Here is a 26628-nt window from a genome sequence, read left to right as displayed (position 1 = left end):
TCACTCGTGTAGGAATAAAAAAAAGAGAGTGTTCATCAGAACACTCTCTTTTAAATTATAACATATCAGTTTATTCAACTTCACTGTAGTCAAGAACTGTCTTACGGTTGGCAAGGATACGATCGTATTCTTCTTTAGAACCAACAACGACTTTGTCAAATTCACGCTGACCGGTACCTGCAGGAATCAAATGTCCGCAGATAACATTTTCTTTCATACCTTCCAGCTTGTCGATCTTACCGTTGATAGCAGCTTCGTTCAGTACCTTAGTTGTTTCCTGGAAGGAAGCAGCCGACATGAAGCTCTTAGTCTGAAGTGCTGCACGAGTAATACCTTGCAGAATCTGAGTAGAAGTTGCAGCTACTGCATCACGAACTTCAACCAGTTTCAGGTCACGACGTTTCAGCATACTGTTTTCATCTCTAAGCTTACGGGCAGTAACGATCTGACCAGGTTGCATATTCTGAGAATCACCGGCGTCAACGACAACCTTTTTACCCCAGATATGATCGTTCTCTTCCATGAATTCCAGCTTATCAACAACCTGTTGTTCTAGGAATCGGGTATCTCCCGGCTCTACAATCTGTACTTTACGCATCATCTGACGAACGATTACCTCGAAGTGTTTATCGTTGATTTTTACACCTTGTAGGCGGTAAACGTCCTGAACCTCATTCACGATATATTCCTGAACTGCTGTAGGACCTTTAATTGCCAGAATGTCTGCAGGCGTGGTAGCTCCGTCTGAAAGTGGAGTACCAGCACGTACATAGTCGTTCTCCTGAACAAGAATCTGTTTAGAGAGAGAAACCAGATACTTCTTAACTTCACCTGTTTTAGAAGTTACGATGATTTCACGATTACCACGTTTAATCTTACCCATTGTTACTTCACCGTCGATTTCAGATACAACAGCTGGGTTAGAAGGATTACGTGCTTCGAATAACTCAGTTACACGAGGAAGACCACCGGTGATGTCACCAGCCTTACCAACTGCACGAGGAATCTTAACAAGAATATCTCCGGATTTAACCTTCTGACCATTTTCAATAACAACGTGTCCACCTACTGGGAAGTTATAGGTACGGATTAACTCGCCACTTTCATCCAAGATGTGTGCCGAAGGAACCTTCGTTTTATCTCTTGATTCGATGATGATATATTCACGTAAACCTGTTGCTTCGTCAGATTCAACTTTATATGTAACGTTTTCAATAACGCTCTCAAATTCGATTTTACCGGTTGCTTCAGTGATAATAACCGCGTTAAATGGATCCCATTTACAAATTAAGGTTCCTTTTTCCACGATCTCGCCTTCTGATGCATACAGTGTAGAACCGTATGGAATGCTGTGATTTGAAAGAACGATATTTGTATTGACGTCAACGATTCTTAGTTCAGCAAGACGGCCTACTACCATCTTAACATTTGCACCAGTTTCATCGACAGTGTCAACAGTACGTAATTCTTCAAATTCCAGACGTCCGTTGTATTTAGCTTTGACAGCTGCGTTTGCTGCAATATTAGCAGCAGTACCACCGGCGTGGAATGTACGAAGTGTAAGCTGTGTACCTGGCTCACCAATAGATTGAGCTGCGATAACCCCAACAGCTTCTCCTCTTTGAACCATTCTGTTGGTTGCAAGGTTACGGCCATAGCATTTAACACAAACACCTTTCTTCGATTCACATGTAAGAACTGAACGAATTTCAACGCTTTCAATCGGTGAATCTTCGATCTTCTTAGCAATATCTTCTGTAATTTCTTCTCCTCCGGAAACAAGTAATTCACCTGTTGTTGGGTGGATGATATCATGTACAGAAACACGACCTAGAATTCGATCGGATAGAGTTGCAATAACATCTTCGTTGTTCTTCAATTCTGTGCAAATCAGTCCGCGAAGTGTACCACAGTCTTCTTCGTTGATGATAACATCATGCGATACGTCTACCAAACGACGAGTTAAGTACCCTGCATCCGCAGTCTTAAGCGCGGTATCGGCCAAACCTTTACGAGCACCGTGGGTTGAAATAAAGTATTCAAGTACGGATAATCCTTCCTTAAAGTTTGAAAGAATTGGGTTTTCAATAATCTGTCCACCTTCTGCTCCGGCTTTCTGAGGCTTAGCCATCAAACCACGCATACCAGAGAGCTGACGGATCTGTTCTTTAGAACCACGGGCTCCTGAGTCGAGCATCATATATACAGAGTTGAATCCTTGATCATCTGTTGAAATTGTTTTCATCAGGATGTTAGATAACTCTGAGTTTACGTGTGTCCAGATGTCGATAACCTGGTTGTAACGTTCGTTGTTGGTGATGAATCCCATGTTGTAGTTGTTTACAACCTGTTCTACTTCATCGTAACCACGCTGAACAAGAGCCACTTTCTCTTTTGGAATGATGATATCATCCAAGTTGAAAGAAAGTCCACCCTGGAATGCCATTCTATAACCTAAGTTCTTGATACCATCAAGGAAATCGGCAGTTTTGGCAACTCCGCATGCTTTGATTACATCACCGATAATCTCACGAAGAGATTTCTTAGATATAATTCTATTTATATATCCAACTTCAGCAGGAACAATTTCATTTACGATTACACGTCCAACAGAGGTTTCTTTCATCAGAACATCGACAATGTTGCCGTTTTCATCGAGGTCTTTTACGACAACGTTGATAATAGCGTGAATGTCAACTTTTCCTTCATTGTATGCAATAGTAGCTTCTTCCGGTCCGTAGAAGGTAAGTCCTTCTCCCTTGGCTCCTTTTCTTAGTTTAGTAATGTAATACAAACCAAGCACCATATCCTGTGAAGGCACGGTGATAGGGGCACCATTGGCAGGGTTCAGAATGTTATGTGATGCAAGCATCAACATCTGTGCTTCAAGAACTGCCTCGTTGCTAAGTGGTAAGTGAACAGCCATCTGGTCACCATCGAAGTCGGCGTTGAACGCCGTACATGCTAATGGGTGAAGTTGGATAGCTTTACCTTCAATCATTTTAGGTTGGAATGCCTGAATACCCAAACGGTGCAATGTCGGCGCACGGTTCAGCAGAACAGGATGACCTTTCATTACATATTCAAGGATATCCCAGATAACAGGTTCTTTGCGGTCTACAATTTTCTTTGCTGACTTAACTGTTTTAACAATACCTCTCTCAATCAGTTTACGAATGATGAACGGTTTGTACAATTCTGCTGCCATCAGTTTTGGAATACCACATTCGTGCATCTTCAACTCTGGTCCGACAACAATTACGGAACGTGCTGAGTAGTCTACACGTTTACCTAATAAGTTTTGACGGAAACGTCCTTGTTTACCTTTCAAGCTGTCAGACAATGATTTCAACGGACGGTTGGCATCAGTTTTAACTGCGCTTGATTTGCGAGAATTATCGAACAAAGAGTCAACAGATTCCTGAAGCATACGTTTTTCATTACGCAGAATAACTTCAGGAGCTTTGATTTCGATAAGTCTTTTAAGACGATTATTACGAATTATTACACGACGGTACAGGTCATTCAGGTCGGATGTTGCAAAACGCCCACCATCCAGAGGAACCAATGGTCTTAGTTCTGGCGGGATAACCGGTACAATGCGAACGATCATCCATTCGGGTTTATTGCGTCCTTTTGAAGCCCTGAAAGATTCAACAACTTGAAGACGTTTTAATGCTTCATTCTTACGTTGCTGTGAAGAGTCACTACCAGCTTTGTGTCTTAACTCGTATGAGAGTGAGTCCAAATCAAGACGAGACAATAAGTCGTAGATAGCTTCTGCTCCCATTTTAGCAATAAACTTATTGGGATCAGTATCTTCAAGATATTGATTATCTTTTGGAAGAGCATCCAGAATATCCAAATACTCTTCTTCTGATAGTAAATCGTAAGCGTTAATGCCTTCAGCAGCTTTAATACCTGGCTGAATTACGACATAACGTTCGTAATAAATAATTGAATCCAGTTTCTTAGTAGGCAATCCTAGTAAGTAACCTATCTTGTTGGGTAATGAGCGGAAGTACCAAATGTGCGCTACAGGAACCACAAGTTGAATGTGCCCCATGCGTTCCCGTCTTACTTTCTTTTCGGTAACTTCCACACCGCAACGGTCACAAACAATCCCTTTGTAGCGGATTCTTTTATATTTTCCACAATGACATTCATAATCCTTGATTGGACCAAAAATGCGTTCGCAGAAAAGACCATCACGTTCAGGTTTATATGTACGGTAATTGATAGTTTCCGGCTTCAATACTTCGCCACTCGAATTCTCAAGGATTTCTTCTGGTGAAGCTAAGCCGATTGAGATTTTCGAGAAATTACTCTTTATCTTATTTTCTTTTCTAAAAGCCATACGATTAATTTATGTAAAGAGTTATCTATTAATTATTCTAAGTTGATGCTCAGTCCAAGACCTCTTAATTCATGTAATAATACATTGAGAGATTCTGGAATACCTGGCTGTGGCATTGGTTCGCCTTTTACAATAGCTTCATAAGCTTTTGAGCGTCCAACTACGTCGTCAGATTTAATTGTCAGGATTTCCTGAAGAATGTGTGATGCACCGAATGCTTCCAGTGCCCAAACTTCCATTTCTCCGAAGCGCTGACCACCAAACTGAGCCTTACCACCAAGAGGTTGCTGAGTGATTAATGAGTATGGTCCGATAGAACGTGCGTGCATCTTATCTTCAACCATGTGTCCTAGTTTCAACATGTAGATTACTCCAACTGTTGCAGGTTGGTCAAAGCGATCACCTGTACCACCATCACACAAATAACTCTTTCCAAAGCGAGGAACACCTGCTTTATCTGTCCATTCAGTAATATTTTCGAGTGTTGCACCGTCGAAGATTGGCGTTGCAAACTTAACACCAAGTTCTCTACCAGCCCAACCAAGTACAGTTTCGAATATCTGTCCAAGGTTCATACGAGAAGGTACACCAAGTGGGTTCAGAACGATGTCTACTGGAGTTCCGTCTGCAAGGAACGGCATGTCTTCCTGTCTTACGATTCTTGAAACGATACCTTTATTTCCGTGTCGTCCGGCCATCTTATCACCCACGCTAATTTTGCGTTTCTTAGCAATATATACTTTGGCCATCTGGATAATACCTGCAGGAAGTTCATCTCCGATTGTGATGCTGAATTTTTTGCGTTTCAGCTCTGCATCTAATTCTTTGTACTTTTTCAAGTAATTCAAAATCAGATCACGAATCATATCATTCTTGTGAGAATCTGCCGTCCATTTGCTTATCTGAATAGAAGTATAATCCAAGTTTCTCAGATCAGATGCTGTGAAAGGTGCTCCTTTACTAATTACATCAGCTCCTAAGTAATCCTTAACTCCCTGGGAAGTTTTGCCTTCAGTCAGAACCAAGAGCTTTTCAATCAGAATTTGCTTCAGTTCTTCGACTTTTGCTTCGAACTCATCGTCAATCTTTGGAAGCAATGCTTTATCTGCAAGCTTAGAACTTCTGTTCTTTATAACTCTTGAGAACAGTTTTTTATCAATTACAACTCCCTTTAATGAAGGAGAAGCTTTAAGCGAAGCATCTTTAACATCACCAGCTTTATCACCGAAGATTGCTCTTAGGAGTTTTTCTTCTGGAGATGGGTCTGACTCACCTTTTGGAGTGATTTTACCAATTAGGATATCCCCCGGTTGAATTCTTGCGCCAATACGCACAATACCGTTTTCATCGAGGTCTTTAGTGGCTTCTTCGCTTACATTCGGTATGTCAGAGGTTAATTCTTCCATGCCACGTTTAGTTTCACGCACCTCAAGTGAGTATTCTTCAACGTGAACCGATGTTAGAATGTCATCCCGAACAACTCGTTCATTAAGTACAATAGCATCCTCATAGTTATATCCTTTCCAAGGCATGAATGCTACAAGAAGGTTTTTACCAAGTGCGAGTTCTCCGCCTTGAGTTGAGTAACCTTCTGTAAGTATATCTCCTTCTTTGACTCTTTGTCCTTTTGTACAAATTGGACGAAGGTCAATTGTCATATTCTGATTCGTCTTACGGAATTTAGGAATTCTGTACTCTTTAACTGCGCTTTCGAAGCTTACAAAATCTTCTTCTTCTGTTCTGTCATAACGAATTCGGATGACTGTTGCATCAACAAATTCAATTACACCATCGCCTTCTGCAGTAATCTGAGTACGTGAATCCTGAACTAATTGTTTCTCAATACCAGTACCAACGATTGGAGATTCACATTTCAACAATGGTACAGCCTGACGCATCATGTTAGATCCCATCAATGCACGGTTAGCATCATCATGTTCCAAGAATGGGATTAGTGATGCTGCAATTGAAGCAATTTGTTGTGGCGCTACGTCCATCAATTCAACTTCAGATGGCTCTGCAACTGGGAAGTCCGCATCCTGACGGCTATTGATACGGTTATTAATAAATTTACCATCGTCATCCAATGGAGCATTTCCTTGGGCAATGATTTTACCTTCCTCTTCTTCTGCTGAAAGGTAAATAATTCCGTTTGAAGTAATGTCAACTTTACCTTCTTCAACTTTTCTGTAAGGAGTCTCAATAAAGCCGAGATCATTAATTTTTGCATATACACACAAAGATGAAATCAAACCAATGTTTGGACCTTCAGGAGTTTCAATAGGACAAAGTCGACCGTAGTGTGTGTAATGAACGTCACGAACCTCAAATCCGGCTCTTTCACGCGACAAACCACCTGGACCAAGGGCTGACATACGTCTTTTGTGTGTGATTTCAGCCAATGGATTGGTTTGATCCATGAATTGAGATAATGCATTTGTTCCGAAAAATGTGTTGATTACTGAAGATATAGTTTTTGCATTGATCAAATCAATTGGCGTAAACACTTCATTATCTCTGACATTCATTCTTTCTCTTATAGTACGCGACATACGAGCTAATCCAACTGCAAATTGATTGGATAGCTGTTCGCCCACTGTACGTACACGTCTGTTACTTAAGTGGTCAATATCATCGACGTCTGCTTTTGAGTTAATTAACTCAATCAGATACTTGATGATTTCAATAATGTCTTCTTTTGTCAGGACTTTAACATCCATGTTGGTGCTAAGATTCAACTTTTTGTTGATTCTGTATCTACCAACTTCACCTAAATCATATCTCTTTTCTGAGAAGAATAGGTTATTAATAACTTCGCGTGCACTTGCATCGTCAGCAGGGTCTGCGTTACGAAGTTGTCTGTAAATATATAATACAGCTTCTTTTTCAGAGTTACTTGGATCTTTCTGAAGAGTATTATAGATAATAGAATAATCAGACTGATTTGGTTCTTCTTTATGAACCAAGATATTTTGAACGCCCGATTCGATTATTTCGTCAATGTGTTCTGTCTCAAGTATAGTCTCACGATCGATAATAACTTCATTACGTTCGATTGACACAACCTCACCGGTGTCTTCATCTACAAAATCTTCCACCCATGTTTTGAGTACTCTTGCTGCAAGTTTTCTACCAACAATTTTTTTGAGGTTACTCTTGCTTACTTTTATATCTTCTGCCAGATTAAAGATCTCAAGAATATCTTTATCATTTTCAAAGCCGATCGCTCTTAGTAGAGTTGTTACTGGCAATTTTTTCTTGCGATCAATATACGCATACATGACATTATTGATGTCTGTTGCGAACTCAATCCATGACCCTTTGAATGGGATGATACGAGCTGAATAAAGTTTTGTACCGTTTGCATGAACACTTTGACCGAAGAATACACCAGGTGAACGATGGAGCTGAGAAACAACTACACGTTCTGCTCCGTTTATGACAAATGTAGCTTTGTCTGTCATATACGGAATCGGACCAAGAAACACGTCTTGAATAACAGTGTCAAAGTCTTCATGGTCTGGATCTGTACAGTATAGCTTGAGTTTGGCTTTTAATGGAACGCTGTATGTTAAGCCTCGTTCGATACAATCGTCGATTGTATATCTAGGTGGATCAACATAGTAGTCCAAAAACTCAAGCACAAAGTTATTTCTTGTATCGGCTATGGGAAAGTTTTCAGCAAATACCTTGTACAATCCCTCATTTTTGCGCTTTTCGGGCGGGGTGTCTAATTGTAGAAAGTCTTTGAATGACTTCAATTGTACTTCTAAGAAATCTGGATATCCGTATGGATTCTTGATAGAAGCAAAATTAACTCTTTGATTTACAGTATTTGAAGACATCTGTTAATGGATTTGTAGAACTTATTTATAAATATATACACAAAAAGGTTAAGAACCCTCTTTCGGAGGGCTCTTAACCGAATTACCTGATAAACAGGCTAATGTTATTTAAGTTCAACTTCAGCTCCAGCTTCTTCTAATGCTTTTTTCAATCCTTCAGCGTCTGCTTTAGCAAGACCTTCTTTAACTACGCTAGGAGCAGCATCAACTAAGTCTTTAGCTTCTTTCAAACCAAGACCGCAATTTTCTTTAACTGCTTTAACTACTTGTAATTTTGCGCTACCTGCACTTTTCAATACTACATCGAAAGAAGTTTTTTCTTCTTCAGCAGCTGCACCAGCAGCAGGACCAGCAGCAACAGCAACAGCTGCAGCAGCAGGTTCAATACCGTATTCTTCTTTAAGGATAGTAGCAAGTTCATTAACTTCTTTTACTGTCAAGTTAACTAATTGTTCTGCAAAAGCTTTCAAATCTGCCATTTTTGTATGATTTTAATGTTTAATTTACTAAATAATTTGTTTTGATATTATCTTTCACCAAGAGTTTTGAGTACTCCGTGAAGGGTGTTTCCACCTGATTGAAGAGCAGAAATAACATTCTTGGCTGGAGATTGCAGCAAGGCAATAACATCAGCAATAACTTCATTTTTACTCTTAATACTGATAAGATTTTCTAATTGATCAGCACCAATATAGAAGCTTTCTTCTACATATGCAGCTTTCAGTCCAGGGATTCCGTCTTTAGCTACGTCTTTGATCAATTTAGCAGGAGCATTACCGGTGTTAGTGAACATCACGGCTGTGTTGCCCTTCATTGATCCGTACAAAGGAGAATAATCTACTTCCAGGCTTTCCAATGCTTTCAGAAGCAATGTATTCTTAACCACCATCAATTTGATGTCAGATTGGAAACATTTTCTTCTAAGAGCGCTTGTAGCAGCTGCATTCATTGCAGTTGTATCTACCAAGTAGAAGTGGGAATATTCTTTTGTAGTTGCAGCAATTTGTTCAATTGCTGTTTGTTTATCTTCCTTTCTCATTATTCCTCCTTTTATTAGATTTCCTCAACTGATTTAGGGTCTACTTTAACACCTAAACTCATTGTACTAGAAAGATAAATACTCTTAATATATGTGCCCTTTGCTGCAGTTGGTTTTAGTTTAAGCAATGTAGAAATAAATTCTTTTGCGTTGTCGCGAATTTTATCTGCATCGAATGAAACTTTACCAATAGAAGTATGAACAATACCTGTTTTGTCTACTTTAAAGTCGATTTTACCTTGTTTTACTTCTTTTACTGCTTTGGCAACATCCATAGTCACAGTACCACTTTTTGGGTTAGGCATTAATCCGCGAGGACCAAGTACACGACCCAAAGCACCTATTTTACCCATGATAGATGGCATAGTGATAATTACATCAATATCAGTCCATCCACCTTTGATCTTTTCAATATATTCATCAAGACCTACATAATCAGCACCTGCTTCTTTTGCAGCGGCTTCAGCATCAGGTGTACATAGAACCAAGACCTTAATCTCTTTACCAGTTCCGTGAGGAAGTGAAACTACACCTCTAACCATCTGGTTTGCTTTACGTGGATCTACACCTAAACGTACATCAATATCTAATGAGGCATCAAACTTTGTAAAAGAGATTTCCTTTACAAGCGCTGAAGCTTCTTTTAGTGAGTATGCTTTCCCTGCTTCAACTTTAGCGGCAGCCAACTTTTGATTTTTTGTCAGTTTTCCCATTATAATTGAAGATTATTAATTATTACCTGGGAATTCCCCTTTTACAGTGATACCCATACTTCTAGCTGTACCAGCAACCATAGTCATAGCAGCTTCTACAGTGAAACAGTTCAAGTCAGTCATTTTGTCCTGAGCAATTGTGCGTACTTGGTCCCAAGTAATCTCAGCAACCTTTTTACGGTTAGGCTCAGCAGAACCACTCTTAAGCTTAGTTACTTCCAATAACTGGATAGCAACAGGAGGAGTCTTGATTACAAAATCAAAAGACTTGTCTGCATAATAAGTAATAACGACAGGTAATATTTTACCTGCTCTGTCTTGGGTTCTGGCATTGAATTGCTTGCAGAATTCCATAATATTGATCCCTTTAGAACCTAAAGCAGGTCCAACGGGAGGTGATGGATTTGCAGCGCCTCCTTTAATCTGTAATTTGATTAGTCCAGCAACTTCTTTAGCCATTTTTTTAATTTATTTATATAAACATTAATTAAGGCACAACACGGCGTAACCCATGTTATTCCTTTTCTACTTGCATAAAGCCTAATTCAAGCGGAGTTTTTCGCCCGAATATCTTTACCATAACCTTTAATTTCTTCTTTTCGTTATTCACTTCTTCAATGGTACCACTGAATCCGCTGAATGGACCAAAAGCTACTTTTACAGTCTCTCCTACTATATACGGGATATTGATTTCTTCTCCCGATTCTTGTAGTTCATCCACTGTACCAAGTATACGATTCACTTCTGACTGTCTCAGAGGGGTAGGGTTATCCGAACCACCTAAGAAACCGATTACATTAGGAGTATTTCTTAAATGATGAGCTACCTCACCAACAAGAGCTGCCTCCACTAAAACGTATCCAGGCAGATAATTTCTCTCTTTCACAACTTTTTTCCCGTTGCGAACCTGATATACCTTTTCAGTAGGAATCAATACCTGAGATACATAATCACCAAGGTTGCTGTTTTTGATATCAGCTTCAAGATATTCTTTTACCTTGCTTTCTTTTCCGCTAATGGCACGCAAAACATACCATTTCTTTTCAATCTCAGACATTTTTCTCCTATGTTAATGTGGATAAATGAAACCTTCCATCAAATGCTGGAAGCATGAGTCCATTACGAAAACTACCACTGCAATGAGTAGGGAAGCATATAAAACAACCACTGCACTGTTAGTCAGTTCTGAATACGTAGGCCACGATACTTTATGCACAAGTTCGTTGTAAGTTTCTTTGAAGTAAGATATTACTTTATCTACTATTTTTTTCATATATATAATATATTTGCACGGGAGGAGAGGCTCGAACTCCCGACACCCGGTTTTGGAGACCGGTGCTCTACCAACTGAGCTACTCCCGTAAATAATCAGTTCTTGATATGAAACCAAGAACTGATATTTTTTATTTAGTCACAGATTTCAGTGATCTGACCAGCACCTACTGTACGTCCACCTTCACGGATAGCGAAACGAAGACCTAAGTTAAGAGCTACTGGGTAGATAAGTTCAACTGAAATTGTTACATTATCACCTGGCATAACCATGTCAGTTCCTTCTGGAAGAGTGATTTCACCTGTACAGTCTAATGTACGAAGGTAGAACTGAGGACGGTATTTGTTGTGGAATGGTGTGTGACGACCACCTTCTTCTTTCTTCAGGATATAAACCTCAGCCTTGAATGTAGTGTGAGGAGTAATTTTTCCCGGGTGGCAGATAACCATACCACGTTTGATTTCTTCTTTGTCGATACCACGAAGTAACAAACCTACGTTGTCACCAGCCTGACCTTCATCAAGAATCTTACGGAACATCTCAACACCAGTTACAACTGATTTCTTTCCTTCAGAACCAAGACCGATGATCTGAACTTCTTCACCAGTTTTGATGATACCTGCTTCGATACGACCTGTTGCTACAGTACCACGACCTGTGATAGAGAACACGTCTTCAACCGGCATCAAGAATGGTTTATCAACATCACGTGGAGGAAGTGGAATCCATGTGTCAACAGCATCCATCAATTCCATAACTTTGTCTTCCCATTTTTCAACACCGTTAAGTGCACCAAGAGCAGAACCACGGATGATAGGAGTGTTGTCACCATCAAATTCATAGAATGAAAGAAGTTCTCTCATTTCCATTTCAACAAGTTCCAACATTTCTTCGTCTTCAACCATGTCACATTTGTTCATGAAAACTACCAATTTTGGTACGTTTACCTGACGAGCTAACAGGATGTGTTCACGAGTTTGAGGCATAGGACCATCAGTTGCAGCAACTACAATGATAGCACCGTCCATCTGAGCAGCACCAGTTACCATGTTCTTTACGTAGTCGGCGTGTCCTGGACAGTCAACGTGTGCGTAGTGACGGTTAGCTGTTTGATACTCAACGTGTGAAGTATTAATAGTAATACCTCTTTCTTTTTCTTCAGGAGCGTTGTCGATTGAATCGAAAGAACGCAATTCAGAAAGACCTTTCTTTGCTAACACTGTAGTGATAGCTGCAGTCAAAGTCGTTTTACCGTGGTCTACGTGACCGATAGTACCAATGTTAACGTGCGGTTTGGTACGTTCAAATTTCTCTTTAGCCATAGCTTTACTTGTTTATTTATTTGATTAATAATCAGCACATACATTTTTTGTGAGCTGTTGACGGGAGTTGAACCCGTGACCTCTTCCTTACCAAGGAAGTGCTCTGCCACTGAGCTACAACAGCGAAAAAGAGCGGAAGACGGGGCTCAAACCCGCGACCCTCAGCTTGGAAGGCTAATGCTCTATCAACTGAGCTACTTCCGCAGTCTTTCAAAGCGGCGCTTTGTGTTTTGTGGGCAAAGATGGATTCGAACCACCGAAGTCGAAAGACAGCAGATTTACAGTCTGCCCCATTTGGCCACTCTGGTATTTGCCCTTAACAATTTTTGAGCCTCTTGTCGGATTCGAACCAACGACCCCGAGATTACAAATCACGTGCTCTGGCCAACTGAGCTAAAGAGGCGTTATCTTAAAAATGCAACCGTTACGTTAATCTAAGCGAAACGGCTGCAAATTTAGGTATTTATTTTATAACTGCAAAGTTATTTGTCTTTTTTTTCTCTATTTATTCAGTTGTTTTTCCTTGTATTTGACCAATTGTTTAGATAAAGCGTCTAATGCTTCATCAATTGACTCTTCGAATGTATCGTAAGTCTTATCGGCGTAAAATTCATAGTTAGGAATTGTGATTTTTATTCCTGCTTCTTTGTTTTTTACTGTTTCAGGTTTTACAACTTTTAGTGACACCTCCACAACTTTTATATCATCGTATAATCTCTCTAACTTTGCAACTTTCTTTTGGATGAAAGTTTGTAATTGCTCTGACGCATCAAAGTGAATTGATTGAATTCTAGTTTCCATACATACCTCCTTTTTTTAGGCTCTTGGGTGAGCCTGGTTATAGTTGTTTTTTAACTCCTCAAATGTTGTATGCGTGTACACTTCAGTAGCTGCTAGGCTTGAGTGTCCAAGAATCTCCTTGATGGCATTGAGATTTGCTTTATTGTTCAACATTGCTGTTGCAAAAGTGTGTCTCAATACGTGTGGGCTTCTTTTTTTTAGCGTTACAACCTTTGATAATTGTCGTTTTACTAACTTTTCAACTATTCCACTGTATAACCTCTGCCCACTTTCTCTAACGAAAAAAGCTTCGGGCTGTTCAGTGAGGGTGTTATTCCTTATGTTAATGTATTCAATCATCGACTCTTTTAGCTCCTTGTCAAAAGGAATAAGTCTTTGTTTGTTTCTTTTTCCTGTTACTTTTATGAGTGATTGCGAGAAATCTATATCTGTGTCATTTAATCCGATTAATTCTGAAAGTCTGATGCCTGTGGCGTAAAACATTTCTATAATCATTCGGTCTCTAGCACCAATAAAACCTTCTTTATAATCATTCTCATCAATAATTCTGTTTATTTCGCTTTCTTTTAAGAAGTACGGAAGTGCTTTTTTCTTTTTTGGCCCAACAATTTTTCTGGTTGGATCTATTGTAACTTCTTTCTTTATTAATAGAAATCGGTAAAACGATCTTAATGAACTAAGTTTTCTACCTACTGATGATGCTGTATATCCTTCGTCCATTAGATTGATTATCCATTGGCGTATTATATCAGTGTCAACGTTTGTAGGTGACAACTCCTCACTTAAGTTTTTAAAATATTCTTCAAATTGAATTAAATCGGCCTTATAACTTTTTATGGTTTGAGGCGAGTAATTTTTCTCAAATTCAAGATACTTTAGAAAAGAGTCAATTAACATATGAATCGTTGCGTTAATAATCCTGCAACGAATGTATGAAAAATAATCTAATAATTCAAGAGAAGTGATGAATTATTATTCTTCTACTTGCTGAAGTTTCTGAACGTATACAGCGCGTTCTTTCTTAAACCTTTTAGTTACAGATGGTTTGTCAAACTGTTGTCTGCTTCTTAATTCTTTAACTACTCCGGTTTTTTCAAATTTTCTTTTGAATTTCTTCAGCGCTTTTTCGATGTTTTCGCCTTCTTTTACAGGTACTACTATCATTTTACTTTTATTAATATGTTGTTTTTATAAATTCTGCACTTAAATTGCGCGGCAAAATTACATATAGTTTCTTTATTCACAAAACTTTCGGCTAATAATTATTCTAAAATTCAATAACAAAGTTTATTTAAGAAAGTTCTTTTAACTGATTAATTAGTTGTTAAGTTGATATTGTAAAGCGAAACATAGTTCTTTCTTAACCAGAAAAATATAAAAAAGATGTGTATCTTTGCGAGTAATGTTAAACATCTTTATAATGTGATTATGGAACAAAGCATAAAAGAGCGTATTGCCTCATTAAGAGGACTGCTTTCGGAGAATAATTTTTCGGCATTTATTATACCAAGTACCGATCCTCACCTCAGTGAATATGTTGCCTCTCATTGGAAATCGAGAGAATGGATTTCAGGTTTTTCAGGATCAGCAGGAACAGTTGTTGTGACTCTTGAAAAGGCTGGTCTTTGGACTGATTCCCGCTATTTCCTTCAAGCTGCTGACCAACTTGAGGGCTCGGGCATTACACTTTTTAAAGATGGACTTCCTGAAACCCCTTCTATAATTGAATGGTTGACAAGTGAAATGGCCGTTGGTTCAACTCTGGGAATTGATGGAAAAATGTTCTCTGTTTCAGATGTTGAAGAAATGAAGAATGTTTTATCGAAAAAGAATATTGCTGTCGAGACCAGTTTAGATCCTTTTGAATCTATATGGATTGACAGACCTCTGATGCCCCAGGACCCGGCTTTCATTTATGAAACTCAATATTCCGGTGTTTCATGCCTTGATAAAATTGCGCAGATTCGTCAGAAAATGGAAAAAGTTGATGTTGAAAGCCTGCTTATTTCAAACCTTGACGAAATAGCATGGGCATTGAACCTGAGAGGTCGTGATGTTAAGTGTAATCCTTTTGTGGTTAGCTATTTGCTTATTACCGATAAGAAAACAATATACTTTATCGCACCTGAAAAGCTGACAGCTGATGTAAGTGAGTATTTATCCACTCAGCAGGTTGAAGTGCGTGGTTATGATGAGATAAACAGTGCATTGAATGAGCTGACCGCTTCGTCATTGTTAATCAATCCTGCAAGAACGAATTATGATGTGTTCTCTGCAGTTAATCCATCTTGTAAGATTGTTCGTGGTTCCTCTCCAATCGCCTTATTAAAAGCGGTAAGAAACGAGGCTGAAATTGCAGGCATTCATGCAGCTATGATTCGTGATGGTGTAGCCATGGTGAAATTCCTTCGCTGGCTTGAAATGGCGGTTCCGACAGGGCATGAAACAGAACTGACAATTGATGAGAAATTGCACGAATTCCGGGCTGCACAAGATTTATATATGGGAGAAAGCTTCGATACTATCGCCGGTTATAAGGAACACGGAGCTATTGTACATTACTCTGCTACTCCCGAATCATGTTCCGTTTTAAAGCCCGAAGGCTTTTTATTGCTCGACTCGGGTGCCCAGTACCTTGATGGAACAACAGATATTACCCGCACTATCGCTTTAGGTTCATTGACCGAAGAAGAAAAAATTGACTATACTTTGGTGTTGAAAGGTCATATTGCTATTGCAACCTGTAAATTCCCTTATGGTACCCGTGGGGCTCAGATTGATGTTCTGGCGCGTCATGCCTTATGGCAGAGGGGAATGAATTATCTGCATGGAACAGGTCACGGGGTTGGACATTTTCTGAGTGTTCATGAAGGGCCGCAAAGCATTCGTCTGAATGAGGTGCCGGTATTGTTAGTGCCAGGTATGGTTACTTCTAACGAGCCAGGAGTTTATAAAGGTGGACGTCATGGCATTCGGATTGAAAATCTGACATTAGTATGCAAGGATGTGGAAACAGAATTTGGAGAGTTTTATCGTTTCGAGACTTTGACTCTTTGTCCTATTTGTACTAAAGGCATCATTAAATCCCTTCTCTCCGATACTGAAATTAATTGGCTGAACTATTATCACCAGGTTGTTTTTGAAAGATTGAGCCCTACGCTGAATGCAGAGGAAATTGCCTGGTTAAGAGAAAAGACATTGGCGATTTAATGTCTTAATTGTTTAATTATACAATAGAATAAAATGGCATTGATAAAATCAGTGAGAGGCTTTACTCCCGAATTTGGTGAGAATTGTTTCCTGGCAGATAATGCTACGATTATTGGTGATGTGAAGATGGGGAGTGAATGTAGCATCTGGTTTGGTACTATCTTGCGAGGGGATGTAAATTCCATCCGCATTGGAAATCGGGTAAACATTCAGGATGGTACCGTTTTGCACACCTTATATGAAAAATCGACCATTGAGATTGGCGATAATGTTTCTGTGGGGCACAATGTAACGATTCATGGTGCTACAATCAAAGATTATGCGTTGGTAGGCATGGGTTCCACCATTCTGGACCATGCGGTGATAGGCGAAGGGGCTATTGTGGCTGCTGGTTCGTTAGTTCTAAGCAACACAGTGATTGAACCCGGAAGCATCTGGGGAGGTGTCCCTGCAAAGTTTATTAAAAAGGTGGACCCAGAACAAGCAAAAGAACTTAACGAGAAGATTGCGCACAACTATCTGATGTACTCTGATTGGTATAAGTAAACTTGCGATAAAAACAGAAGCGTCCGGCTAAAAGTATGTCAGAGACATAATAGCCGGACGCTTTTTATATATGTAAATTTTAAAGTTTAATTTGACTTAATATTCGCTCGCTTGCTCCTAAGTTACGAGTTACATAGTTGCCTGCATTTGAACCACTTTCTTTTAGAAATTCCTTATCTGAAATCATTTTGTCGAGCAGCTGGCTAAGTTCTTCATAATTCTCGATTGAGAATGCCCCTTTCTCTTCAATTAAATCTCTGGCTTCCATGAATTTCTGATATTTCGGACCGAATATTACAGGTATCCCATATACAGCAGCCTCAAGAATATTGTGGATCCCAACACCGAAACCTCCACCAATATAAGCTATTTCACCATATCTGTATATGGAAGAGAGCAGCCCGAATCCGTCAATGATTAAGCAGTCTGCGTTCACAACATTCTTCTCGTTAGCCTTAGAATAACGCACATATGGGCGTTTCAGTTTGCTGATAATCTCCACCAGATGATTTTCGTCTATCACGTGAGCCGCAATAATGAGCTTTACTTCCGGATGAGTGTTGAAATATTCAATAAAAAGATCTTCGTCGGGCGCCCACGAGCTGCCGGCAACAATAGTTAAAGAGTCTCCTTTAAAAGCTTCTACCAAAGGGAGGTCCTTTGCTTCCTTGCGTATCTCAAGTACACGGTCAAATCTGGTATCGCCTACAACAGAAACCTTGTTAATTCCAATCTTTGCCAGAAAGCGTTTTGATGTTTCGTTCTGAACAAACAGCTGGTCAAAGTCCGACAAGACCTTGCGGTAAAGTCCGCCGTACCACTTAAAAAAGACCTGTTCTTTACGGAAAATGGAAGATACACTGTATACAGGAATCTGACGCTTGTGCAGCTCATCCAGGTAGTTTTTCCAGAATTCGTATTTAATGAAAAAAGCCATGCATGGTTGGATGATATCAAGGAACTTATTAACATTGCGTGGTTTATCCATTGGCAGATAACAGACGATGTCTGCACCCTGATAGTTTTTTCGTACTTCGTAACCAGACGGAGAAAAGAATGTGAGCAATATTTTGTATTCCGGATACCTCTCTCTGATTCTTTCAATCAAAGGACGACCTTGTTCAAATTCCCCTAAAGAGGCTGCATGAAACCAGATGTACTTAGCGTCTTTCTCTTTCTGTTGACGAAGCAGTTCATATACAACCCAGTGTCCTTTCATCATTTTGCGGGGCTTTCTACTGAAAGGCGCAACCAGATGAATTAGCATTGAGTATATATAAATTCCTAAATTATAAAGCATGTCTGTTTTTTATTTCTTTATCATATCGATTGCTCTTTTCATTCGGGCAATGGTTTCTTCTTTGCCTAGCAGAGCCGAGATATCAAACATGTGAGGTCCTTTTCCTTCTCCAACCAGTGTCAAACGGAAAGCATTCATGATATTTCCCATGTGGTAATTATTGCTTGTAATCCAGTCCATAACAATCTGTTCCTGATTTTCAAGAGAGAAATCATCAATTCCTTCTAATACATGCATCAATTCGGTCATTTGAGCAGGCGAATCTTCTTTCCAGCGTTTCTTTACAGTTTTCTCGTCGTATTCTGTCGGTGCAACAAAGAAGAACTTGCATTGATCCCAAAGCTCTTTCACGAAATTCACCCGGTTTTTCATAAGACCCACAACGGTAACTACCTTTTCAAAAGGTGCGTCTACACCTTCTTCCTTGAGGAAAGGCAGAAATAAAGATGCTATTTCTTCATTGGGTTTCAGTTGTATATACTGATGGTTGAACCATTTTCCTTTTTCGTAATCGAATTTCGCACCGGCTTTGCTGCATCTGTGCAAATCGAACATCTTTATAAGCTCGTCTATGCTCATGATTTCCTCGTCGTTGCCTGGGTTCCAGCCCAGAAGAGCCAGGAAGTTGATAACAGCTTCGGGCAAATAGCCTGATTCGCGGTATCCGGATGAGATTTCACCGGTTTTTGGATCATTCCATTGCAATGGGAATACCGGGAAGCCAAGACGGTCTCCATCACGTTTGCTTAATTTTCCGTTTCCATCCGGTTTCAGCAGGAGTGGAAGATGAGCAAATTCAGGCATAGTATCTTCCCAGCCGAATGCACGGTACAGAAGTACATGCAATGGGGCCGAAGGGAGCCACTCTTCGCCACGAATGACGTGAGAAATCTCCATCAAATGGTCGTCCACAATATTTGCTAAGTGATAGGTTGGCAGTTCATCCGCCGATTTGTATAATACCTTATCGTCCAGAATTGTGGAGTTAATAACCACTTTTCCGCGGATGATATCGTTTACAACCACATCCTCGTTGGGCTCAATTTTCATTCTGACCACATATTGCTTGCCGGAGTCAATCAGAGATTTAACTTCCTCGGCAGAAAGTGTCAGTGAATTGCGCATGGACATGCGAGTAGACGCGTCGTACTGAAAGTTTTGTATTTCCGCGCGTTTGGCATCCAGTTCTTCCGGAGTATCAAATGCGATATAAGCCTTCCCGTTTTCAAGTAGAATGTTTACATATTTTTTGTATATATCTTTGCGTTCCGACTGTCGGTAAGGGCCATAGTTTCCACCGAAACTTACACCTTCGTCGAACTTAATGCCTAACCATTTGAAAGATTCAATAATGTATTCTTCCGCTCCGGGAACAAAACGTTGAGAATCTGTATCTTCAATACGAAAAATCATCTCTCCGCCATGCTGACGGGCAAACAAATAATTATATAACGCAGTGCGTACTCCTCCAATATGCAATGCTCCGGTTGGACTTGGAGCAAAACGAACTCTTATTTTTCTTTCTGCCATAATGCTATAATAATGTGAAACGGAGGCAAAATTAATCTATTTTTTTTGAACTAACAGCATAACTTCCTGCTTAGTATTGGTCTTTATGATAAAAAAAAGAAATCGTATCATTTTTTTTTGTAAATTTCGCCAAAAATAGGAGTAAAATGAAAAAGTTAAAGAATAGAAGCCGTACTTCATATAAAGATTTGTTATATAAGTCGCTGATTTTTTTAGCCACTGTAGTTGTTATTGTCTACTTTTTACCTCGTAGCGGGAAGTTTAACTATCAATTTGACATTGATAAGCCCTGGAAGTATGGACTGCTGACTGCTTCTTTTGACTTTCCTGTATACAAAGATGAAGCCCTCGTAAAGAAAGAGCAGGATAGTGTTCTGAGGTTTTATAAACCTTATTTTGTTTATGATCAAGCTATAGCGCAAAAAGCCTTTGCAAAAGTAAAAACAGACTATCAGTATAAGCAGAAAAATAACATACTTTCTGCCGTTTACTATAAACATATAATCGAAGCTCTGCAACATGTTTACAATGTAGGTATTGTACCAAGTAACGAGATGACCGGACTTGAACAAGCTAATATTAAGTCTATAATGGTAGCCGAAGAGAAAATGGCTAATGGTAAACCTGTTTCAGAACTTTATACCATTAAATCGGCTTATGAATATTTGCTGAACCTGGACCCTGTGCATTTTGATAAAGAGATACTCAGGCAATGTGATTTGGATAACTATATCATACCAAATCTGAGGTACGATAAGAAGAAGTCGGACGAAGTGAAAAAAGAGTTGCTGAGTACAGTAGCATGGGCTACCGGCATCGTGCAATCGGGACAAAAGATTATTGATAGAGGAGAGATAATAAATGAACGCACTTTTAGAATTCTGGACTCTTTAAAGAAAGAATCGATAAAGAGAAGCGCTTCCATAGAACAGCAACGACTTATTTTAGGAGGACAGTTGCTTTTTGTCAGTATATTAATGCTTTATTTCATGCTTTATCTGGATCTTTTCAGAAAAGATTATTATCAGCACAAAGGAGGGCTGACACTGCTCTTTGCCCTGGCTATTCTCTTTACTGTACTAACGGCCTTGATGGTAAAGTTCAAATTCTTTAATGTCTATATGCTACCTTATGCCATATTGCCAATTGTGATTAGGGTGTTCCTCGATTCGCGAACGGCATTTATGACTCATGCAGTAACTATTTTGCTTTGTTCCATAACCTTGCGTTATCCTTACGAATTTATTCTTCTGCAACTCACAGCCGGAATTGTTGCCATATATAGCCTGAGGGAGCTGTCGCAGCGTTCTCAGCTTTTTAGAACAGCTTTCCTGATTGTACTTAGCTATGCTGTATTGTATTTTTCTTTAGAATTAATTCAGGAGAACGACCTTTCAAAGCTGGATCTTAGCATGTATCTAAGCTTTGCAATTAATGGTGCCTTGTTGCTGTTTGCCTATCCGTTGCTTTTCCTTTTCGAGAAGATATTCGGATTCACTTCGAATGTTACGCTGGTAGAGCTTTCAAATATAAACAATCCACTGTTGCGTAAACTGTCTGAAGTGGCGCCAGGTACTTTCCAGCACTCCATGCAAGTGGCTAATCTTGCCGCAGAGGCAGCCATCAGGGTAGGAGGAAAAAGTCAGCTGGTAAGAACAGGAGCGCTTTATCACGATATTGGTAAAATGGTGAATCCGGCTTTCTTTACGGAAAACCAGTCGGGCGTTAATCCGCATAAGTCATTAAGTTATGAACAGAGTGCCCAGATTGTAATCAGTCATGTGCAGGATGGGTTGAAACTGGCTGAAAAAAATAATTTACCCAAAGTGATTAAGGACTTTATCAGAACACATCACGGCACAGGGAAAACGAAGTATTTTTATGTTTCGTACCTCAATGATTTTCCTGACAAGGAGGTTGACGAATCTGTGTTTACCTATCCCGGACCTAATCCGTTCTCCAAGGAAACGGCCATCCTAATGATGGCGGACTCGGTGGAAGCCGCCTCGCGCAGTCTGCCGGAATACACAGAAGAGTCCATCAGCGAACTTGTTGATAAGATTATTGACGGACAGATGGCCGAAGGTTGCTTTAAATACTGTCCTATTACCTTTAAAGATATTGCCACCGTGAAATGGGTGTTTAAGGAGAAGCTACGTACCATTTACCACACGCGGGTGAGTTATCCGGAATTAAAAAATACAGATGAGTCGACAGATTCATTCTCTTCTGTACAAAACAATTAATTGTTCTGTACAGAAGAATCTATTCTTTTGTACAGAAGATTGCATTCTTTTGTACAAGAGATAATTAATCCTTCAGCTTCTTTTTTAAATGTTCCAATAACCCTTCGCAGGCATCTTCCAAAATATCCAGCACTCGTTCAAAGCCGGATGCACCGCCGAAAAAGGGGTCGGGCACATGGTCTGCCGGGATATTTCTGCAGAAATCTGCCATCCTGCGAATTTTTTGCTGTGCCTCAATAGAGGGAGCCAGATCTTTGAGGTCATCAATATTGCGGTCGTCCATTCCCAGAATTAGGTCGAATTTGTCGAAGTCGTCAGTCACCACCGGTCTAGAGCGGCTTACCAGATTATATCCGCGTCTGCTTGCATGGGCACGCATGCGGGGGTCGGGCAGTTCACCGCGGTGAATACTCAGAATGCCGGCCGAGTCGACCTCAATCTGGCTTTCCATACTTTCCCTTTCCAGGTAACTTTGCATTATACCCTCTGCCAGTGGAGAACGGCAGATATTTCCAAGACAAACAAACAGGATTCTATATTTCTTCATATATATATTATTAATAAGGATCTACATCGTAGTATACAATCAGCGATTTAAAACGCTCATCCTCCACCATCTCTTTCTGTACCTGCAAGAGTAGTGTGCGGGCTTTTTCCATTGAGGCATTGTTTTCGATCTTCACAATTATTTTTTTGATAAAGAGCGACTGGATGCGTGCCACAGGCGGATTGTCGGGTCCTAGGATGCGGCTTCCGAAAATGGCCCTAAGCTTATCGGCCATGGTACGTGCCATGGTATCCAGCAAATCGGCATTCCGGTTTTTTAGGTATACATATACCAATCGGTGGTACGGCGGATAGCGAAACATCTGGCGTTCGGCCAGCTGAGCGGTATACATCTGCTGGTAGTCATTGTGGATAACCTGATTAATGATGGGGTGGTCGATCGACTTTGTCTGCAAGATAACTAATCCCCTCTTGTTCTTCCTTCCGGCTCTACCCGATACCTGTGCCATTAACTGGAAGGCCCTTTCGTACGAACGGAAATCGGGATAATTGAGCATGGTGTCGGCATTCAAGATACCAACCGCACTAACACGTTCAAAGTCGAGCCCTTTTGATACCATCTGGGTGCCGACCAGTATATCTGTTTTCCCTTGTTCAAAATCTGCAATAATCTTCTCGTAAGCTGTTCGGGTGCGAGTGGTATCCATGTCCATGCGGGCAATCTTTGCCTGTGGGAAAAGTGCTTTTATATCATCCTCCACCTTCTCGGTTCCAAAGCCGCGATTGATGAGTTCCACACTCTCGCAGGCAGGACACGAACGGGGCAGCTGATAGGTGTATCCGCAATAGTGGCAGGTGAGCTGGTTCATTCCTTTATGGTAGGTGAGGCTCACATCGCAGTTCTTGCATCGGGGCACCCAGCCGCAGGTTTTGCATTCAATCATCGGGGCAAACCCTCTGCGGTTCTGAAAGAGGATTACCTGTTCCTTGCGTTCCAGCGCTTCGCGGATGTGGGCAAGCAGTACGGGTGAGAACTGTCCGCTCATTCTTTTTTTTCGGGCGAGTTCTTTGATGTCTACTGACAGAATTTCGGGCAATTCAATATCCTTATATCGTTCATTCAGTTCTACCAACCCATATTTCCCGTTTGTAGCGTTGAAGTAGCTTTCGACCGACGGGGTTGCTGTGCCCAATAAAGTCTTAGCTCCATAAAAAGAGGCAAGGACGATGGCAGCGTTGCGGGCATGGTAGCGCGGAGCAGGGTCGTATTGCTTATAAGTGTTTTCATGTTCTTCGTCCACGATTACTAATCCTAGGTTCTGGAACGGCAAGAATATGGACGAACGCACCCCCAGTATAATATCGTATCCTTCATTGCTCAGCTGCTTTTGCCAGATTTCTACCCGTTCGGCATCCGAGAATTTGGAATGGTATATTCCCAACCTGTTTCCGAAAACCCGTTTCAGTCGTTCGGTTATTTGGGTGGTCAATGCTATTTCCGGAAGCAGGTATAGCACCTGTTTTCCTTCCTTTATTGTCTTTTCAATCAGGTGAATATAGACTTCTGTCTTTCCACTCGAGGTTACTCCGTGCAGCAGGCAGACATTCTTTTCCTTAAAACTATCCAAAATCTGCAGATACGCCTGTTGTTGATTCTCATTCAGCGGATTCAGGTCGATAGTAGTATGTGAGGAAGAATCTAATCGTCCGATTTCGTGGCGGTATACTTCAAATATTTTTTTCTCGACCAGCCCGTTGAAAGCAGCAGGTGAGGCTTCGGCCTTTCTAATAAGCTCTTTTTTGCTTACTTCTTTTAGCTGCGTCACATCTTTTAGGTACTGTGATAGCTCCAGATACTTCATTAAAAGCGCCAATTGTTTAGGTGCGCGCGCCAGATCGTCGAAGAGTTTCTGTAAATAGACTTCCCCTTTAACATTATTATTGAGACGCGTTCGAAGTTCCATCTTAGGCTGGTAATTCCGCTTCAGCTCTTCTTTTACAAAAATAGCCTCCTTATCGAGCAAGGATTTAATAACTGGCAACAGATTCTTCAATCCGCTTTCCTTTTCCAGAAGGCTGACAGTCTGTTCTGGTTTTTTTTCGAGCAAAGAGAGTAGAAGTTGTTCGCGATCTGATAGCGGTGATGTACTTTCAAAATCGGGGTTGTACTCTATGATTGTTTCACTTTCCAGCTTTAACCCAGATGGTAATGCCGCCTTAAAAACGTCACCTTGCGTACATAGGTAATAGGAGGAAATCCATTCCCAGAATTTGAACTGAACAGGAAATAGAATTGGATTTGCATCGAGAACAGTTGTTATCTCTTTTGTTTCGTATGCTTCAGGTGCACAATAATGTATGTTGTATACAATTGCGGTATAGAACTTCTTGCGCCCGAAAGGAACAATCACCCGGCATCCAATCTGTACATTCTCTGCTATATCTTCGTGCAAGGAATAAGTAAACAGCTGGCGTAAAGGAAGAGGTAATATAACATCTGCAAATTTTTTCACTATCTCTCAGTTTAAAAGACAAAGATACAAAAAAGGAGGCTCTCCGAGAAGAAGAGCCCCCTTTTTTGTATCAGGCAGATTATTTAGAAAATGTAGGCTACGGAAACCTGCCAAATCTTATTTTTAGTTTTGAATGACGAACCGCTGATAATCCCTGAAAGTTCGCTTAAATCTCCGTTTGAGAAATTTTGTTTAGCAGAATCTGTCAGAGGGAGATTGTAATTTAACCCAATCTGTAGATGATTTAATAGTTTTAAACCGCCACCGATATTTACAGAAACTTCGGAGTTCTTTCTGTCTATAGAAGGTAAATTCCCTGAGATTGTCTGAGATGCAAGCTCAGTTAAGTCTGTTGTTAGGTTGTCACTGTTTATATCAAAAGAGAAATTTGGACCTGCTGCTAAAAATATGCCTGCTGTACTTCCTAATCCAATTGAATACTTCAGATTAACCGGAACCTCAATGGTTTTTTGTTTGTTGGTCAAGTCTTTATTCGTGATCGTGTTTGTGAACTTTGTGCCCTTTTCTGCATAAAGTAAAGACCCGTCAAGCCCTAATCCTAAAAGAGGGATTGTCATATCTACCATTGGTCCGACAAAAAAACCGCCCATATTTTCAGTCTTGAAATTGCTGCTTAACCCTGAAAAATCTGCATTTAAAAGGTTTACACCGCCTTTTACACCTAATTTTATTTGTGCTTGTGTTGGGATAGCCATTAGCATGCATACAGCTATCAAAATAATGCTTGAAATTTTTTTCATAATTCGATAATAATTTTGTGGATGTCTGCAAATTTATATAAAAATTTCGGAATATTTAATTGTTTACTGGTGTTAAACTAAGTTTGTTTTCTTTATAAAAGGTAATACAATCGTACATTAAATATCGCTGGAGAGAAGTCTGCTATATTTTATTATTTACTTTTATTGTTTGTAAGTAGCAGATATATAGTTGATTGCCGGTTTTTTTCATTCTTGCATATATAATATTGTAAACAGAGAAAAGATGGCGGGGTTTTTTAGGGGGGTAAAAGCTGCATGTTGTCTGAAACCATTTGTGGAAGGGGGTGACAAATTATTCCCCTATGCATATAAAGAGTCTTTTTCCTATGAGTTTGTCATGCTAATAGGAATTTATTACACAAAAAGAGGTATTGGTACTATTATGTATTATGCTTGGATGTGCAAATCAATATAAAGTTTTTTTGTTTAAAATCATTTTTGCAATTAATGGGAGACGAAGTTCTTGACGAGAAGAAGGGTTGGTTAATGTTTGCCCATATCGGGTTGTTGTTTTTATCTGTTTTAGAATGTTATTTATCATGCTTTATTGCTTAAAAGTAAAGAAAATAAGATGTTGATACGCATTAATTTAATATCTATTTACTATCTTTGCGCATAATAATAAAGATAAAATAACCGAGAAA

The 26628-nt window shown here is 39.9% G+C and carries 20 protein-coding genes and 5 tRNA genes; 3 read left to right on the top strand and 22 right to left on the bottom strand.

All coding sequences use genetic code 11. The features are described 5' to 3' along the window. Positions 1-70 precede the first annotated feature (70 nt). The 17 genes from rpoC to rpsU form a co-directional block, all read right to left on the bottom strand. On the bottom strand, positions 71-4357 hold the full coding sequence (gene rpoC / locus ABWU87_RS10685) for a DNA-directed RNA polymerase subunit beta' (RefSeq protein ID WP_353330573.1): 4287 nt from the start codon (positions 4355-4357) through the stop codon (positions 71-73). Positions 4358-4389: 32 nt separating this feature from the next. Next, positions 4390-8202 carry a DNA-directed RNA polymerase subunit beta gene (gene rpoB, locus ABWU87_RS10680; RefSeq protein ID WP_353330572.1) on the bottom strand — a complete coding sequence of 1271 codons (3813 nt, stop codon included), beginning with the start codon at positions 8200-8202 and terminating at the stop codon, positions 4390-4392. Between the two features lie 104 nt (positions 8203-8306). Continuing rightward, the gene (gene rplL / locus ABWU87_RS10675) at positions 8307-8681 is read right to left on the bottom strand and encodes a 50S ribosomal protein L7/L12 (protein WP_353330570.1); all 375 of its coding nucleotides are present in this window, start codon (positions 8679-8681) and stop codon (positions 8307-8309) included. Positions 8682-8728: 47 nt separating this feature from the next. Then, positions 8729-9241, bottom strand: coding sequence for a 50S ribosomal protein L10 (gene rplJ, locus ABWU87_RS10670; protein WP_353330568.1), 513 nt, complete (start codon positions 9239-9241; stop codon positions 8729-8731). A gap of 14 nt (positions 9242-9255) precedes the next feature. Beyond that, a complete protein-coding gene (gene rplA, locus ABWU87_RS10665; RefSeq protein WP_353330566.1) occupies positions 9256-9954 on the bottom strand; it encodes a 50S ribosomal protein L1 in 699 nt (232 codons plus the stop codon). Between the two features lie 15 nt (positions 9955-9969). After that, positions 9970-10413: a 50S ribosomal protein L11 gene (gene rplK, locus ABWU87_RS10660; RefSeq protein WP_353330564.1), complete on the bottom strand. Its 444-nt coding sequence runs from the start codon at positions 10411-10413 to the stop codon at positions 9970-9972. A 55-nt stretch (positions 10414-10468) separates the two neighbouring features. Continuing rightward, complete coding sequence (gene nusG / locus ABWU87_RS10655) at positions 10469-11011, bottom strand: transcription termination/antitermination protein NusG (protein ID WP_353330562.1); 543 nt, start codon at positions 11009-11011, stop codon at positions 10469-10471. A 12-nt stretch (positions 11012-11023) separates the two neighbouring features. Beyond that, a complete protein-coding gene (gene secE / locus ABWU87_RS10650; protein ID WP_353330560.1) occupies positions 11024-11227 on the bottom strand; it encodes a preprotein translocase subunit SecE in 204 nt (67 codons plus the stop codon). A 16-nt stretch (positions 11228-11243) separates the two neighbouring features. Beyond that, a tRNA-Trp gene (locus ABWU87_RS10645) sits at positions 11244-11316 on the bottom strand. A gap of 45 nt (positions 11317-11361) precedes the next feature. Then, positions 11362-12549 carry an elongation factor Tu gene (tuf, locus tag ABWU87_RS10640; protein ID WP_353330558.1) on the bottom strand — a complete coding sequence of 396 codons (1188 nt, stop codon included), beginning with the start codon at positions 12547-12549 and terminating at the stop codon, positions 11362-11364. Positions 12550-12601: 52 nt separating this feature from the next. After that, positions 12602-12673, bottom strand: a tRNA-Thr gene (locus tag ABWU87_RS10635). Positions 12674-12680: 7 nt separating this feature from the next. After that, positions 12681-12753 (bottom strand) — tRNA-Gly (locus ABWU87_RS10630). Positions 12754-12782: 29 nt separating this feature from the next. Further along, positions 12783-12865 (bottom strand) — tRNA-Tyr (locus tag ABWU87_RS10625). 13 nt (positions 12866-12878) lie between these two features. Beyond that, positions 12879-12952 (bottom strand) — tRNA-Thr (locus ABWU87_RS10620). A gap of 98 nt (positions 12953-13050) precedes the next feature. Beyond that, positions 13051-13350, bottom strand: coding sequence for a ribosome hibernation-promoting factor, HPF/YfiA family (hpf, locus tag ABWU87_RS10615; protein ID WP_353330556.1), 300 nt, complete (start codon positions 13348-13350; stop codon positions 13051-13053). A gap of 15 nt (positions 13351-13365) precedes the next feature. After that, complete coding sequence (gene xerA, locus ABWU87_RS10610; protein ID WP_353330555.1) at positions 13366-14247, bottom strand: site-specific tyrosine recombinase/integron integrase; 882 nt, start codon at positions 14245-14247, stop codon at positions 13366-13368. A gap of 75 nt (positions 14248-14322) precedes the next feature. Continuing rightward, complete coding sequence (rpsU, locus tag ABWU87_RS10605; protein WP_073402398.1) at positions 14323-14514, bottom strand: 30S ribosomal protein S21; 192 nt, start codon at positions 14512-14514, stop codon at positions 14323-14325. Positions 14515-14778: 264 nt separating this feature from the next. Here rpsU and ABWU87_RS10600 point away from each other — a divergent pair, with 264 nt between their 5' ends. Next, positions 14779-16560, top strand: coding sequence for an aminopeptidase P family protein (locus tag ABWU87_RS10600; RefSeq protein WP_353330552.1), 1782 nt, complete (start codon positions 14779-14781; stop codon positions 16558-16560). A gap of 33 nt (positions 16561-16593) precedes the next feature. Continuing rightward, a complete protein-coding gene (locus tag ABWU87_RS10595) occupies positions 16594-17106 on the top strand; it encodes a gamma carbonic anhydrase family protein (RefSeq protein WP_353330550.1) in 513 nt (170 codons plus the stop codon). 79 nt (positions 17107-17185) lie between these two features. On the opposite strand, the gene ABWU87_RS10590 is transcribed toward ABWU87_RS10595, so the two are convergent. After that, positions 17186-18406, bottom strand: coding sequence for a 3-deoxy-D-manno-octulosonic acid transferase (locus tag ABWU87_RS10590; RefSeq protein ID WP_353330548.1), 1221 nt, complete (start codon positions 18404-18406; stop codon positions 17186-17188). Between the two features lie 9 nt (positions 18407-18415). After that, positions 18416-19936 (bottom strand): glutamate--tRNA ligase, encoded by a 1521-nt coding sequence (gltX, locus tag ABWU87_RS10585; RefSeq protein WP_353330546.1) that lies wholly within the window; start codon positions 19934-19936, stop codon positions 18416-18418. Positions 19937-20082: 146 nt separating this feature from the next. Between gltX and ABWU87_RS10580 the strand changes: the two genes are divergently transcribed. After that, positions 20083-22182: an HD family phosphohydrolase gene (locus ABWU87_RS10580; RefSeq protein ID WP_353330544.1), complete on the top strand. Its 2100-nt coding sequence runs from the start codon at positions 20083-20085 to the stop codon at positions 22180-22182. 64 nt (positions 22183-22246) lie between these two features. Here ABWU87_RS10580 and ABWU87_RS10575 read toward each other — a convergent pair whose 3' ends face one another. From ABWU87_RS10575 to ABWU87_RS10565, 3 genes are all read right to left on the bottom strand, one after another. Further along, on the bottom strand, positions 22247-22729 hold the full coding sequence (locus tag ABWU87_RS10575) for a low molecular weight protein-tyrosine-phosphatase (RefSeq protein WP_353330542.1): 483 nt from the start codon (positions 22727-22729) through the stop codon (positions 22247-22249). Between the two features lie 10 nt (positions 22730-22739). Continuing rightward, positions 22740-25202, bottom strand: coding sequence for a replication restart helicase PriA (gene priA / locus ABWU87_RS10570; protein ID WP_353330540.1), 2463 nt, complete (start codon positions 25200-25202; stop codon positions 22740-22742). Between the two features lie 83 nt (positions 25203-25285). Further along, positions 25286-25963 (bottom strand): porin family protein, encoded by a 678-nt coding sequence (locus ABWU87_RS10565; RefSeq protein ID WP_353330538.1) that lies wholly within the window; start codon positions 25961-25963, stop codon positions 25286-25288. Between the last annotated feature and the right edge of the window lie 665 nt (positions 25964-26628).

The organism is Bacteroides sedimenti (genome assembly GCF_040365225.1).
GTDB lineage: Bacteria > Bacteroidota > Bacteroidia > Bacteroidales > Bacteroidaceae > Bacteroides > Bacteroides sedimenti.
This window is presented reverse-complemented; position numbering and strand designations above follow the sequence as displayed.

Coding starts and splice junctions, on each gene's coding strand:
- rpoC (WP_353330573.1), bottom strand. CDS start 4,357: ATGGCTTTTAGAAAAGAAAATAAGATAAAGAGTAATTTCTCGAAAATC.
- ABWU87_RS10580 (WP_353330544.1), top strand. CDS start 20,083: ATGAAAAAGTTAAAGAATAGAAGCCGTACTTCATATAAAGATTTGTTA.
- rplK (WP_353330564.1), bottom strand. CDS start 10,413: ATGGCTAAAGAAGTTGCTGGACTAATCAAATTACAGATTAAAGGAGGC.
- secE (WP_353330560.1), bottom strand. CDS start 11,227: ATGAAAAAAATAGTAGATAAAGTAATATCTTACTTCAAAGAAACTTAC.
- nusG (WP_353330562.1), bottom strand. CDS start 11,011: ATGTCTGAGATTGAAAAGAAATGGTATGTTTTGCGTGCCATTAGCGGA.
- rpoB (WP_353330572.1), bottom strand. CDS start 8,202: ATGTCTTCAAATACTGTAAATCAAAGAGTTAATTTTGCTTCTATCAAG.
- hpf (WP_353330556.1), bottom strand. CDS start 13,350: ATGGAAACTAGAATTCAATCAATTCACTTTGATGCGTCAGAGCAATTA.
- rplL (WP_353330570.1), bottom strand. CDS start 8,681: ATGGCAGATTTGAAAGCTTTTGCAGAACAATTAGTTAACTTGACAGTA.
- rplA (WP_353330566.1), bottom strand. CDS start 9,954: ATGGGAAAACTGACAAAAAATCAAAAGTTGGCTGCCGCTAAAGTTGAA.
- ABWU87_RS10595 (WP_353330550.1), top strand. CDS start 16,594: ATGGCATTGATAAAATCAGTGAGAGGCTTTACTCCCGAATTTGGTGAG.
- ABWU87_RS10565 (WP_353330538.1), bottom strand. CDS start 25,963: ATGAAAAAAATTTCAAGCATTATTTTGATAGCTGTATGCATGCTAATG.
- ABWU87_RS10600 (WP_353330552.1), top strand. CDS start 14,779: ATGGAACAAAGCATAAAAGAGCGTATTGCCTCATTAAGAGGACTGCTT.
- ABWU87_RS10590 (WP_353330548.1), bottom strand. CDS start 18,406: ATGCTTTATAATTTAGGAATTTATATATACTCAATGCTAATTCATCTG.
- gltX (WP_353330546.1), bottom strand. CDS start 19,936: ATGGCAGAAAGAAAAATAAGAGTTCGTTTTGCTCCAAGTCCAACCGGA.
- rpsU (WP_073402398.1), bottom strand. CDS start 14,514: ATGATAGTAGTACCTGTAAAAGAAGGCGAAAACATCGAAAAAGCGCTG.
- xerA (WP_353330555.1), bottom strand. CDS start 14,247: ATGTTAATTGACTCTTTTCTAAAGTATCTTGAATTTGAGAAAAATTAC.
- ABWU87_RS10575 (WP_353330542.1), bottom strand. CDS start 22,729: ATGAAGAAATATAGAATCCTGTTTGTTTGTCTTGGAAATATCTGCCGT.
- tuf (WP_353330558.1), bottom strand. CDS start 12,549: ATGGCTAAAGAGAAATTTGAACGTACCAAACCGCACGTTAACATTGGT.
- rplJ (WP_353330568.1), bottom strand. CDS start 9,241: ATGAGAAAGGAAGATAAACAAACAGCAATTGAACAAATTGCTGCAACT.